The organism is Bacillus sp. C-3-6, assembly GCF_054509685.1.
This window is the reverse complement of sequence record NZ_CM137247.1, coordinates 1,742,673-1,756,321: the sequence shown is the minus strand read 5'-3', so window position 1 is coordinate 1,756,321 and position 13,649 is coordinate 1,742,673. Positions and strand designations below refer to the sequence as shown.

14 protein-coding genes and 2 other annotated features are annotated in these 13,649 nt (G+C 36.0%); of the genes, 3 read left to right on the top strand and 11 right to left on the bottom strand.

The genetic code is table 11. The features are described from left to right. Positions 1-9 precede the first annotated feature (9 nt). The 4 genes from ilvC to ilvE are packed head-to-tail and all read right to left on the bottom strand — an operon-like array spanning position 10 to position 3,896. Positions 10-1,017 (bottom strand): ketol-acid reductoisomerase, encoded by a 1,008-nt coding sequence (gene ilvC, locus ACW0JX_RS09105; protein ID WP_000861143.1) that lies wholly within the window; start codon positions 1,015-1,017, stop codon positions 10-12. A 14-nt stretch (positions 1,018-1,031) separates the two neighbouring features. After that, positions 1,032-1,262 (bottom strand): ACT domain-containing protein, encoded by a 231-nt coding sequence (locus ACW0JX_RS09100; protein ID WP_000019909.1) that lies wholly within the window; start codon positions 1,260-1,262, stop codon positions 1,032-1,034. Continuing rightward, positions 1,259-2,974 (bottom strand): acetolactate synthase large subunit, encoded by a 1,716-nt coding sequence (ilvB, locus tag ACW0JX_RS09095; protein WP_157676183.1) that lies wholly within the window; start codon positions 2,972-2,974, stop codon positions 1,259-1,261. The genes ACW0JX_RS09100 and ilvB overlap by 4 nt, the downstream gene beginning before the upstream one ends. Before the next feature lie 22 nt (positions 2,975-2,996). Further along, positions 2,997-3,896: a branched-chain-amino-acid transaminase gene (ilvE, locus tag ACW0JX_RS09090; protein ID WP_000528161.1), complete on the bottom strand. Its 900-nt coding sequence runs from the start codon at positions 3,894-3,896 to the stop codon at positions 2,997-2,999. A gap of 151 nt (positions 3,897-4,047) precedes the next feature. Next, positions 4,048-4,287, bottom strand: a binding site (T-box leader). A 545-nt stretch (positions 4,288-4,832) separates the two neighbouring features. Here ilvE and ACW0JX_RS09085 point away from each other — a divergent pair. Both ACW0JX_RS09085 and msrA read left to right on the top strand, forming a co-directional pair. Beyond that, positions 4,833-5,591, top strand: coding sequence for an SDR family oxidoreductase (locus ACW0JX_RS09085; RefSeq protein ID WP_000911802.1), 759 nt, complete (start codon positions 4,833-4,835; stop codon positions 5,589-5,591). A gap of 90 nt (positions 5,592-5,681) precedes the next feature. Then, positions 5,682-6,218 (top strand): peptide-methionine (S)-S-oxide reductase MsrA, encoded by a 537-nt coding sequence (gene msrA, locus ACW0JX_RS09080; protein WP_001291883.1) that lies wholly within the window; start codon positions 5,682-5,684, stop codon positions 6,216-6,218. Positions 6,219-6,381: 163 nt separating this feature from the next. Here the strand turns inward: msrA and ACW0JX_RS09075 are convergent, their stop codons facing one another. The 5 genes from ACW0JX_RS09075 to ACW0JX_RS09055 form a co-directional block, all read right to left on the bottom strand. After that, complete coding sequence (locus ACW0JX_RS09075) at positions 6,382-6,582, bottom strand: hypothetical protein (RefSeq protein ID WP_000919314.1); 201 nt, start codon at positions 6,580-6,582, stop codon at positions 6,382-6,384. Positions 6,583-6,807: 225 nt separating this feature from the next. Then, a complete protein-coding gene (locus ACW0JX_RS09070; protein WP_459245592.1) occupies positions 6,808-7,695 on the bottom strand; it encodes an RCC1 domain-containing protein in 888 nt (295 codons plus the stop codon). Positions 7,696-7,837: 142 nt separating this feature from the next. Continuing rightward, positions 7,838-8,479, bottom strand: coding sequence for a FusB/FusC family EF-G-binding protein (locus ACW0JX_RS09065; RefSeq protein WP_459245591.1), 642 nt, complete (start codon positions 8,477-8,479; stop codon positions 7,838-7,840). Between the two features lie 110 nt (positions 8,480-8,589). Further along, positions 8,590-9,276: a DUF421 domain-containing protein gene (locus ACW0JX_RS09060; RefSeq protein WP_001015543.1), complete on the bottom strand. Its 687-nt coding sequence runs from the start codon at positions 9,274-9,276 to the stop codon at positions 8,590-8,592. Between the two features lie 160 nt (positions 9,277-9,436). Further along, positions 9,437-9,700 carry a CD3324 family protein gene (locus tag ACW0JX_RS09055; RefSeq protein WP_000878325.1) on the bottom strand — a complete coding sequence of 88 codons (264 nt, stop codon included), beginning with the start codon at positions 9,698-9,700 and terminating at the stop codon, positions 9,437-9,439. A 326-nt stretch (positions 9,701-10,026) separates the two neighbouring features. Between ACW0JX_RS09055 and ACW0JX_RS09050 the strand changes: the two genes are divergently transcribed. Further along, positions 10,027-10,731 carry a polysaccharide deacetylase family protein gene (locus ACW0JX_RS09050; protein ID WP_016513031.1) on the top strand — a complete coding sequence of 235 codons (705 nt, stop codon included), beginning with the start codon at positions 10,027-10,029 and terminating at the stop codon, positions 10,729-10,731. 39 nt (positions 10,732-10,770) lie between these two features. Here ACW0JX_RS09050 and ACW0JX_RS09045 read toward each other — a convergent pair whose 3' ends face one another. Both ACW0JX_RS09045 and ACW0JX_RS09040 read right to left on the bottom strand, forming a co-directional pair. Then, a complete protein-coding gene (locus ACW0JX_RS09045) occupies positions 10,771-12,108 on the bottom strand; it encodes a sodium-dependent transporter (RefSeq protein ID WP_001088185.1) in 1,338 nt (445 codons plus the stop codon). 298 nt (positions 12,109-12,406) lie between these two features. After that, positions 12,407-12,629: a binding site (T-box leader), on the bottom strand. 144 nt (positions 12,630-12,773) lie between these two features. Further along, a complete protein-coding gene (locus tag ACW0JX_RS09040) occupies positions 12,774-13,601 on the bottom strand; it encodes a DUF4037 domain-containing protein (protein WP_016082090.1) in 828 nt (275 codons plus the stop codon). Between the last annotated feature and the right edge of the window lie 48 nt (positions 13,602-13,649).

The following is a 13,649-nucleotide window of genomic DNA, read 5'->3' as shown; positions in this document are numbered from 1 at the left end:
TCTCTTACTCTATTTCTTTACTAATTCTTTCGGTGCATGAATCCAGCTCATCATTTCACGAAGCTCTGCTCCCACTTTTTCTAATTGATGATTTTGTTCTGCTTTTTTCATTGCGTTATACGTCGGACGCCCTGCTTGATTTTCTAAAATCCATTTCTTCGCAAATTCACCTTGCTGAATTTCTGTCAGAACACGCTTCATTTCCTTCTTCGTTTCATCTGTAACAATTCTCGATCCTGTTACATAATCTCCAAACTCTGCCGTATCTGAAATAGAATGGCGCATAGTCGTTAATCCACCTTCGTACATTAAGTCAACAATTAGCTTTAATTCATGCAAACATTCAAAGTATGCAATTTCAGGACGATATCCACCTTCCGTTAACGTTTCGAACCCGGCCTTCACAAGTGCAGTTACCCCGCCGCAAAGTACAGCTTGCTCACCGAATAAATCCGTTTCGGTTTCTTCTTGGAATGTCGTTTCAATTACCCCCGCACGTGTACACCCTACACCTTTTGCATACGCCAGTGCTACATGTAGCGCTGTTCCCGTCGCATCTTGATGCACTGCGACTAATGCTGGAACACCATTTCCTTCTTGAAATACACGGCGAACGAGATGACCTGGACTTTTTGGCGCGACCATCGCTACATCTACGTAACTTGGCGGATTAATTTGTCCGAAGTGAATGTTAAATCCATGTGAGAAAAGTAACATTTGTCCTTCACGAAGATTCTCTTCTACCTCTGCTTTATACACATGAGCTTGCTGTTCATCTGGCAATAACATTTGTACAACTTGTGCGGTTCGAACCGCTTCTGAAACAGACATTACTTCAAATCCATCCGCTTTCGCTACTTCATACGACTTACCAGGACGAACACCAACTACAACCTCTACACCAGAATCACGTAAATTTTGTGCTTGCGCATGACCTTGTGATCCATAACCAACTACTGCAACAGTTTTTCCTTGTAATAACTCTACATTTGCATCTTTTTCATAATATGTTTTCATATTCCATACACTCCTTATAATTTATTTACTTGCAGAACATCAATTAATTTTTTCAACTGACTAACAAGTAATGTCGCTTCATTTTCAGTACAAACTGCTGTGAGTTTCATTTCAGAAACACCACTAGTATCTCTTTCTTTTAAATGTAAAGAAGAAATATAATAACCACGCCGAGCAAAAATCCCACTTATACGTAATAAGACGCTTGGCTCGTTATGAATAACGAGTGAAAAAGTATGACTCATTCTTCCCACCTCTTCATAATCATTTCGTTATTCCCTTTGTTTGGCGGAACCATCGGAAATACGTTTTCACCTTCTTCTACACAAAAATCAACTACGACAGGACCTTCGTGAGCAAATGCTTCTAACATCACTTGTTTTGCCTCGGTTGAATTTGTTGCTCTTAATCCCTTTACTCCATAAGCTTCTGCTACTTTCACAAAATCTGGTGATCCAATTTTTGATTCTGATAAACGATTTTCATAAAACATTTCTTGCCATTGCCTTACCATCCCTAAAAATTTGTTATTTATGATAAATACTTTTAAAGGGATGTTATTTTCAGCAATTGTTTGTAGTTCTTGAATGTTCATTTGAAAAGAAGCGTCACCTGCAATACAAATGACAAGTTCTTCTTTTTTAGCTAGCTGAGCACCAATTGCTGCTGGAAAACCAAACCCCATTGTTCCTAATCCTCCAGAGGTAAGGAACGTCCGAGGTTTTCTTGCTTTATAGAAGTGAGCAGCCCACATTTGATGCTGACCTACTTCTGTTGTGACAATCGCTTCACCATTCGTTAATTCACTTACTAAGTTGATCACATGCTGTGGTTTTAACTCAGATTCTTTTTGCTTATAAGAAAGTGGATATTCTTCTTTCCATGTCTTTACTTTCTGAAGCCATTCGTCTGTTTGTGTATAAATAGACATATGTAACAGCATGTGTAACGCTTTTTTTACATCACCAACAATCGGATGTTCCACAGTTACATTTTTATGAAACTCAGAAGAATCAATATCAATATGTACTTTTTTCGAGTTCGGAGAAAAAAGTTCTAATTTTCCTGTTACACGATCATCGAAGCGAACACCTAATGCAAGTAGTAAATCACATTCTGTTACCGCCATATTAGCAGCGTATGTCCCATGCATACCAAGCATCCCTAGAAACAATGGATCATCCGGTGGATATGCACCAAGTCCCATTAAAGTTGAAACGACTGGAATACGGTTCTCCCTTGCGAATTCGAAGAGTTCATCGGATCCACCTGAATGAATGACACCTCCTCCAATATAAAGAAGTGGACGCTTAGATTTTGAAATTGCTTTAGCCACCTCTCTAAGTTTCATGCTGTCTGGTACAAGTTCTGGTTTGTACCCCGGAATATCAACTTCTTCATTAAAGAAACTGGTGACTTTTGCATTTTGAATATCTTTTGGAATATCAATTAATACTGGTCCCGGGCGCCCGCTTTTGGCGATGTAAAAAGCTTCTTGCACAATTCGTGATACATGATTCACATCACGAACCTGGTAATTATGCTTCGTAACAGGTACTGTAATTCCGACAACATCCGCTTCTTGAAATCCATCTTTACCAATTAAAGGCGTTGCAACTTGCCCGGTAATGACGACTAAAGGAATCGAATCCATATAAGCGTCTGCTAAACCCGTAACTAAATTTGTCGCTCCTGGGCCAGAGGTAGCAAAGACTACCCCGACCTTTCCAGAAGCTCTCACATATCCTTCAGCCGCATGAATGGCAGCTTGTTCATGACGAGTTAAAACATGTTTCAAACCACTTTCGTATAACGCATCGTATACTGGTAAAATCGCTCCGCCTGGATAGCCGAAAACGGTCGTTACACCCAATTTCTTCAAACATTGAATCACGTGCCCAGCGCCTGTCATTTCTTCATACTGTAATTTCTCATACGCTGTATACTGCTGCTTCATTTCCATTAACTCCTCTCCTTATTTACGCTAAGCTTTCCGTCAGCCCGGGAACACGTACTCCTCTTTCTCTCGTTAATTTTTTAAATTCTTCGGTCAATTGTTTCGTTACACTTCCTGGTTTCCCATCTCCAATTTCTCTGGAATCAACTTTTACAACTGGAATTAACTCCGCTGCTGTTCCTGTTAAAAATACTTCATCCGCTACATATACATCATGGCGAGTGAACGGTCTTTCCTCACACGGAATACTCAGTCGCTCACATAGCTCGATAACACTATTTCTCGTAATACCTTCTAATGCTCCTAAATAGGATGGCGGGGTTAATACTTTTCCATCTTTCACAACGAAAACATTATCACCAGAACCTTCACAAACATATCCTTGTTGATTTAACATAAGAGCCTCTAACACTCCTGCTTGTGCTGCTTCAATTTTTACAAGTACGTTATTTAAATAATTCATTGACTTAATACGTGGATCTAACGCATCTGGCGTATTACGTCTTGATGCAACCGATACAACGCTTAGCCCATTATCATAAAATTCTTGTGGGAATAACTTTAATTGTTCTGCAATGATAATTACGCTCGGCTTCACACAACTTCTCGGATCGAGCCCTAAGTCACCTTTTCCTCTTGAGACAATTAAGCGAATGTAAGCATCAGTATATTCGTTTTTTTGGAGTGTATGTAAAACTGCTTCTTCCATTTCTTCTACCGTCATTGGAATTGTTAGTAAAATAGATTTCGCTGATTCATACAATCGTTTCACATGTTCTTTTAAACAAAATACATTTCCTCCGTAACTACGAATCCCTTCAAATACACCGTCTCCGTATAAAAAACCGTGATCATATACTGAAACAACTGCCTTTTCTTTTTCTACAAATTCCCCATTCATGTAAATGTACTGGTTTCCCATCTCACATCGCTCCTCTTTTTTTCTCTATTTTTTGCAATCTATTTCTACATCGATTGCTGAGATGAGTATTTTTAACAGAATATTCAGTATATAAACCTTAAAAATATACTCGTCTCAACAATCGATTACTTACATACTTGTAGCAATCCATTGCTGAGACGAGGGAATCGTGGTACCACTCAGCTTCCTTATACTTCTCACGAAATATAAGCTCTGCAAGTCCAATTAGACTTTTGTTTTTCTATCGGGAACAACCCCGCTACTTTTTACTAGTTTTCAAAAGTAGTGCTCCAAGGTGATTTTCAATGAGTGAATTGTTACCACCCTCACAGCCTCGGGGCAGCTCTCTGAAACAATCTTTATCATTTACTCTCCTCTTCTACGCATTCTCTTCTTCTATTTTTAAAAATAAAAACTCTCGCCTCAGCAATCAACTACTACAATTTAGTAGCTTTGATTGCTGAGGCGAGAGTTTCGCGTTACCACTCAGCTTCCTTATACTTCTCACGAAATATAAGCTTTGTAGGTCCAATCAGACCTCCGTCCTTTTACCGGAGACGATGCCGCCGCCCTCTACTCAGTTTCCCTTTCGCAAGCGATGCTCCGAGGTGATCTTCAATGATTCGATTGTTACTACCCTCACAGCCTTGGAGTAGCTCTCTGAAACGATCATAATCATCTACTTTCCTCTTCTTTGCATATACAACATATAAAGTTAGAAAATTCTTAATTAACTTTTATTTGTTACACGTATTATAGGACGTTGTTCTTTTCCTTGTCAACATGTTTTTTCAAAAAAATCAAAATTCATTCTATTTATTTTTTCTCAAATCAAAATTGGAATGCATTACTTACATACACTCATATATTACTTAAGTATGTTTGCATTACTACATAAAGAAAAACTTATAAAGTTTATGAGGAGATGAGGAAACTATGTTAAAAGGGAAAGTAGCGTTAGTTACAGGAGCAAGCCGAGGAATTGGACGAGCAATCGCTAAACGTTTAGCAAATGACGGTGCATTGGTTGCTGTTCATTACGGTAATCGAAAAGATGACGCTGAAGAAACTGTTCATGAAATTCAATCAAATGGTGGCCAAGCTTTTTCTATCGGCGCAAATTTAGAATCCTTACACGGTGTAGAAAACCTTTATAAAGCTTTAGATACTGAATTACAAAAGCGCACTGGTGAAACACAATTTGATATTTTAATAAACAATGCTGGCATTGGTCCTGGTGCTTTTATTGAAGAAACGACTGAACAATTTTTTGATAGAATGTTTTCAGTAAATGCAAAAGCACCATTCTTTATCATTCAACAAGCACTGCCACGTTTACGTGACAATAGCCGAATTATTAATATTTCATCCGCTGCCACCCGCATTTCTTTACCTGATTTTGTTGCATATAGTATGACGAAAGGCGCTATTAATACAATGACTTTTACGCTAGCAAAACAGCTTGGAGCACGAGGAATAACGGTGAATGCAATACTTCCAGGATTTATTAAAACAGATATGAATGCAGAACTCTTGAGCGACCCGATGATGAAGCAGTACGCTACTACTATTTCCGCTTTCAATCGCTTAGGTGAAGTAGAAGACATTGCCGATACTGCTGCATTCCTTGCTTCTCCAGACAGCCGCTGGGTTACTGGACAATTAATTGATGTGAGCGGAGGATCTTGTTTATAAAAAACATATATTTTCAAATCTTTTTTATTGCGCAATAAAACAATTTATATAATACTATATAAAACATATACATTTAGGAGGATTACAGCAATGTCCGAAAAAACATACGAACTCGCAACCTTCGCAGGCGGTTGCTTTTGGTGCATGGTAAAACCATTTGATGAACTTCCTGGTATTCATAAAGTACTTTCTGGCTATGCAGGAGGTCATGTAGAAAACCCAACATATGAACAAGTAAAAGCTGGAACATCTGGACATTTAGAAGTTGTTCAAATTACATTCGATCCTTCTATTTTTCCTTATCAGAAATTACTAGACTTATATTGGCCACAAATCGATCCAACTGATGATGGCGGACAATTTTTTGACCGTGGTCCATCTTATCGTACCGCTATTTTTTATCATAACGAAACACAAAAAGGGCTTGCTGAAAAATCAAAACAAGCTCTTGCAGAAAGCGGTATGTTTAAAGATCCAATCGTGACTGAAATTCGTCCTGCTGCACCTTTTTACGAAGCAGAGGAATACCACCAACATTTCTATAAAAAGAATCCAGAGAAATATGCTACTGAGCAAAAGGAATCTGGTCGTGAAGACTTTATAAAAGAAAATTGGCAAAAAAAATAATAAAAACGCATCGTGCTTTTTGAGTACGATGCGTTTTTATTTTTGATAAAAGTACCATACAATTAATAGAACAATTGCTGTTAGTGACCAAAGTACTATCTCGTTTTTCACTCTATTCTTTTTCTTAGTCATTTCATTCCCTCCTAATAACTATTAAACATATTCAATTTTTTCTTTGTTTAATTGTCCATCTTATATACGTGAATACATCCTTACAAATTCTAATAGCAAGACCACCAATAATTCCGATTGCAATGGAAATTACTAGCATCTGTCCAAAACTAAAAGAATTTGTGTACATTATGTAGAGAACGATACATATAAGTAAAACATCCGGTAAAGAAAGTAAAAACCTTTTAAGCATTCCTTTATCTCCTCTATACTTTTTAATTTATATCTTCTACTGTAATTTTGAAATAAAATTTGTTCAAAAATTCCATTTATACCCTCATTTTATGAAAAATAATAAGAATCCCTTTTCAAAAGAGATTCTTATTCAGCAGATTTAAGTTTAATTATTTTCTACATATCCTATTCCATAATTACTCCTAAAATAGAATAATATTACTAATGATTTATTGTAAATTGACTATTTGCCAGGCAACCGAATGTCGCGCCAGCTACCTACATCGCATTGGCCAAATTCATTATTACCTACCGCGATCACCGTGCCGTCTGATTTTAGTCCGACTGTATGTGCACAACCAGCCGCTATCGCTACAATATCTCTCCAATCACTTACGTTACATTGACCATACTCATTCCAACCCACTGCCACCACGGTACCGTTTGATTTAAGTCCGATTGTATGATTCGTACCAGCCGCTATTGCTACAATATCTCGCCAACCACTTACATCACACTGGTTATGTTTATCATTCCCCATTGCTGTCACCGTACCGTCTCGTTTAAGACCAACAGTATGAAGATACCCAGCCTTGACCGCTACAATACCTCGCCAGCTACTTACATTGCATTGACCATATCGATTATTCCCCACAGTCGTCAATGTGCCGTCCAATTTAAGACCGACTGTATGCCAGTCACCCGCTGTGACTGCCACAATACCTTGCCAACTGCTTACATTGCATTCTCCTTCTTTATTTCGGCCCACCGCTACTACCGTGCCATCCGATTTCAGGCCAATAGTACGACGCCACCCTGCCGCAACCGCTTCAATATTATGCCAATCGTTTACATCACATTGTTCATGCTTATTCCAACCCACTGCTACCGCAGTACTGTCACATGTAAGACCGATTGTATGAGCATTACCCGTGTTCGTTGCCATATGAACATTGCCCACTGCGACTGCTTCAATATCTCGCCAGCCACTTACATTACATTCCCCTTCTTTATTCCGGCCCACCGCTACTACCGTGCCATCCGATTTCAGGCCAACTGTATGACAACGCCCCGCCGCTATCATATCTTTGGGCCATCGCTTCACTTTTTCTTTCGATAAAAGGTAATCCATGTTTTACCTCCTTGCATATAAGCAACTGTATCATAATAGATATTTTTATCAAATTTCATTATAAATCTACATTTACAAAGAAAGCTTATTTTACTTCTTCAAAAAATAAAAACCTCCAGTTTAAATACTAGAGGTTTTCTCGTTATTTCTTCAAGCGTTCAATAAAATCGTTCAATTTACCTAGCGATTTCATATTCTGATTGCAAGCTACACCATCTTTGCAAATGTAGTTTCCCTTTTTAACAAAAGTTCCTGGTACATCGCCTTTAATTTCAACTAAAAACATTCCTACTTCTTCATGTCCATGACATAACGAACAAATGCTTTTTTTATTTAAACTTTGGAACGTTCCTTGCAGACCAACAAATTTATTTTTATCATTTTTCGCTATAATAAATTTCCTGCTTGACCCCTTATCAATCCAGCTTAAATAAGATATTTCTTTCATATCCATTTCTTCCATATCAGGAAGTTTTAACTTTTTCGCTTTAGGAAATAATTTTTTTAATGTTTGTGCTGTAACTTCTTGAAACGGAATTACATACGGATTTATTTTCATTAAAAATGATTCTGCATCTTCTCTATTTTGAACTGTTAATACCGTATCAATTAACTCTTTCTGTTCATCCGTTAAATTCTCAAATACATGTATTATCTTTTCAATCGCAAGCGATTTTAACGCTTGAATTACACCTCTATCATTTGCCGTTGCATGCCCGTTTGCTAAAATATAAGCTTGTGATTTTATAAAATTATATTGATCACTTCTAATAAACGCTTCCATCTTTATCACTCCATACAAATTGTTGATCTAGTTTTATTGTATACAATGATTACGTTTTTTGATATGTAAAAGATAACTTAGAAACAAACATTACATATATCACTTATTCTCTACCGCTGCATTTCCTGACAAAAGAAGCCATCATCTGTTTTCCATTCCGCATATAATACGTCTTCAAATTTAGTAATTCCTTTTTGCTTTATTTGTTTATAAAGCCATCCTTCATCAAATCCCGCTTCCCTCAAATTATCCTTAACTACTTTTCCATCACTAATTAATGAAATTGGTAAGTATACAGGCTTATGTTTTAAACTTAAATCATTTATAGTAGGAGATTCGTATTTACTTTTTTTCAGAACGCTTATGTTTCCGTTCGGTTCCAATATCATATATTCAACTTCTCGGATTGAAAATATATCTTTTTGTTGCCTAAGCATTTGTTGTAATTGGTTTATATCCAAATGATTTACGCTTAATTGTTCACGATCAATCTTTCCGTTACGAATAATAATTGAAGGATACCCTTCAAAAAACCTTCTTGTTCCTCTTACTTTTTGTGTTATCACTTCTATAGTATAAATTAAAATTACCCAAACAAATACTGAATATAAAATAGACCATACTTTAATTTTAGGATCATATATTGAATTTCCAACGAGCTCACCTAGGACGATTGCAGAAATAAAATCAAATGGCGTTAGCTGAGATATTTGTGTTTTCCCTAATATTTTTGTAGCAATTAATAGAACAAAAAAACCAACTAAAAGCTCTATCGTTATTTGTCCAATATGATTCATATATGTTCACCTTTCTACTTTTCAAGTGCTCTGTATACCATTTAATAAAAAAACGGCACATTTTTTCTATTATCATGCCCGTTCACACCTCATATATCCAATACACATAAAACAAAAAGAGTCTGATTCAAAGTAATATATGAATCAGACTCTTTTCCTCTTATTTAGAATACACAATCTTTTTAATCGTTTCCCCAGAAAGAAAATATTCTTCTGCAAGTTGATGAATAGCAATCCCACTTTTAAACGCTTCTTTAATTGCTTTATTTCTTTCATCTAGTTGTTTTCTTCCGCCAGATCGTGTACCCCATTTATAATGTTTCGTTTCTTGTTTCGGAATGTAAATTGTTTCACCTTGTATATACTTTTGAATTTCAGTAATTAAACTCTCTGGTAAAACAGCATTAGCTTTTACGTATTTCATTTCTGCTCGCCCCTTATTTTTTATGGTCCATTTCAATAAGGTGCAAAGCCAAATATAAAAAATGATACGAGCTCATATAGGCGATTGTATATTACTTGTCTACCTCACGCAAAGTATCGCCATTTCCATACTTGGCTTTGCATGAGACGTTGCAGTGTCTGGCAATTGAATTATAATCGCCATATAAACACCTCCTAATATACCTTTTGCATTTTATTATATGATAAATTCCTTCTCCTTGCATCCACACCCTTCTTAAAGCACGAAATTACTTAGTTTGATATAATACTTTTTAACTGAATTAAAAATCATTGTGAGGTTACATTATGAAGAAAAAAATTATCATTACAATCGTTACACTATTCTTTATTATCACGGCATTATTCGGAACATACAAATTGATGAACGCAAGAAGCTTTCAATTATTTGGAGATTTAACACAACGCGTAGAAACAAATGAAAAAGTGATTGCTTTAACTTTTGATGATGGCCCTACTAACAATGTAAAACAAATATTACCGCTACTAGATAAATACAACGCTAAAGCTACTTTCTTTTTAATTGGAAATGAATTAGAGCAAAATTTATCGTTAGGAGAAGCTATCGCGCAATCTGGGCACCAACTTGGAAACCATACATATTCTCATAATAGAATGGTTTTCAAAACACCTTCTTTTATTAAAGATGAAATAGAAAAAACGAATTCATTAATCCGCCAAACAGGATTTACAGACGAAATTGATTTTAGGCCCCCTAACGGAAAAAAATTAATTGGACTACCATATTATTTAAATAAAAATAATATCGAAACGATTATATGGGATCTTGAGCCCGATACTTTTTATAAATCTGCAGCTGATAAAATTGAATATGTTAATAAAAATGTAAAACCAGGTTCTATCATTTTACTGCATTCTATGTATGATGAGTCTAATGAAAATTTTAAAACGATTGAAGGTATTTTAGATTCTTTATCTAAGAAGGGCTATCAGTTCGTAACAGTAAATGAATTGCAAAAAAGAGCAAAATAAAAAGGTAGCGTATCTATGTATGATACGCTACCTTTCTTTTTATATAATGCCAAGTACATTTAAGAATACGATAATAATCGCAATTGGTGCGATAAAGCGAAGTAAGAATAACCATAACACAAATAGTTTGTATCCTTTATTTTTACTTACACCTAGCTCTTTCATTAATACATCTTTCTTCATTTTTAAAGGAACAAAGATAGAAACTAATAATACACCAAGTGGCATTAAAACGTTACTTACTGCATAGTCCGCTAAATCAAAGACTGTCTTTCCGAAAATCTTCAGATCACTTAATATACCGAATGATAATGCTGATGGTACCCCAACAACGAAGATTAATAACCCTACGATTAAGGCCATTTTTTCACGTTTCCCTTTACCTTTTGATGTTAACGATGCAACACTAATTTCTAACATCGAAATTGCTGATGTAATCGTAGCGAAGAAGAATAGTAATAAGAAAACAATGAAGAATAATTTTCCGAACGCCATTTTACTGAAAATAGCTGGCAACACGATAAATAATAGTCCCGGCCCTTGAGATGGTTCCATTCCAAATGCGAACACAACTGGGAAAATTGCAAGTCCTGCAAGTAATGTAATAACAAGAGTTAAGGCTACGATAGAAAATGCTGAACGTGGTAAGCTTTCTTCTTTCGGTAAGTATGAGCTATACGTTACCATAACGGCTACCCCGACAGATAATGAGAAGAACGATTGCCCCATTGCGTATAATATAACTTCTGATGTTACATGTGAGAAATCAGGTTGTAAGAAGAAACGAACGCCTTCTCCAGCACCATCTAATGTAAGTGCACGAACGATTAATACAAAGAATAAAACGAATAATGCTGGCATGAAATATTTATTTACTTTTTCAACACCATTTTGTACACCTTTACTAACGATGAAAATAGTAATAAGGATGAATAATAGCTGTGATCCAACTGCTAAATATGGATTGGAAATGATTTCACCAAACGTAGCTTCGTATGCTCCATTTCCTTCCCATAGTCTACCTGTAATTGCATTCCATAAATATAATAAAATCCAGCCTCCTACAACACTGTAGAAAGAAAGTAATATGAAACATGTTACAATTCCTAATTTACCTAACCAAGGCCATAACGTTTTAGGAGCAATCTCTCTATATGCATCGACAGCCTCTTTTTGTGTACTTCTTCCAATAACAAATTCAGCTAATAATAGCGGTAAACCAATTAATAATGTGAAACCGATGAAAATTAGGAAGAACGCTCCGCCTCCTCCAATGCCGGCCATATATGGGAATTTCCAAATCGCCCCAAGACCAATTGCCGAACCTGCTGCAGCTAATACGAAACCTAATTTCGATGTCCATTGCTGTGAATTCATTTGTTAATCTCCTCTCTATCTCTTTTTCTTTGTTACAACTCGGTATTTATATTGTTCTATCAATACTCTTTTCTAATACGTTCACTTCCTCCCTAATAATAAAAAACGCCCCTACGTAAATACGTAGGGACGACAAAAATATCGCGGTACCACCCTAGTTGTGAAGAACACTAAGAAACCACCTAAATAAAAACGCCCCTACGCAAAAACGTAGGGACGATAAAATATCGCGGTACCACCCTAGTTATGAAGCCACACCAAAGTTAGGACCTAAATAAAAAACGTCCCTACGTAAATACGTAGGGACGATAAATATCGCGGTACCACCCTAGTTGTGAAAAGATCTTCACCACTTTATTTGATAACGGTATAAACTACCGTCTTTCATTTCCTCATAATGTGAGATTTATGAAAGATGCTCCAGGACGAACTTCATGAATAATCTATATACTGATTCACACCAACCATCAGCTCTCTGAAATAGGGAGATATTCACTACTATACCCTTTCATTGCCCAAATATTATTTTCCGAATTGATTACTATTATTTTTATCACACATTAAAAATAGTGTCAACTTATATTTCGAATTTTTATGTATTACAATCTATTTCAAAATTCAAAATGTGAGTTTTCTTTTAGGAACAATCGATAAAAATCTATTTTCTATTTCACAAAATAAAAAATAGATTTTTCTTGCTCATCCACATTTACTCCTGGCGCGTATGTATGAACTTGTTGCAACACTTCTTCTATTAGCAACTCTAACTCCTGCACACTATTTTCTGGATTCCCTATTAATGTATCTGCCATACGTTCATATAATTTTTCAGGTTTAATAGTCATTCGTTCCACGTTATTAGGCATCCATTTAAACGCTGGATGATGTACATACATTTTATTCAAACCAAATAAAACACCGAATACGTTCCTTTGTACTTCGCAAATAACGTCATAAAGCATAAGCCAATCTTTCCGTTTTAAAAGCGCCTTTCGATTGTGCCAACGATTACTTAACCATAGATTTTCTGAAATCATTCGTTTTGCTAGTTCATCTGGATATGCCGCTACTCTATCTTTTAATTCATTCACTTTCCCTTCTCCATACAAACTAACACCATCATGAACGGATGATACAATACATTGTTTTTCATAACTTATATCATATTGATTCACCACATCCGAAATCACTTTCTCTACTGTCTCTGTTAAAAAGTTACTAATCTCTAATTTGATTCCCTCTTTCGTTAAATACGTTTCCGACCATTCTTCTTCCTCATACGGATGATACGATAATATTGTCCCATCAATATGATGAATAGGAGCCCTACGGTCCTCATCTTCTGGCGGTGTTGACCATAAAATATGTAATTCTATATCTGAATGTTCATCTTCTAGCTTTCTAGCTACTGAACCTGCTAAAATAATAGCTTCTACTTTCGGATTTTGCCTATAAATCCCTGACATCTCTATTGCTTTCTCTTTTAATCCCATTTCATTTCCCCCTAAAATTGCAGTAATCCCCTATATTTCATTTATCTA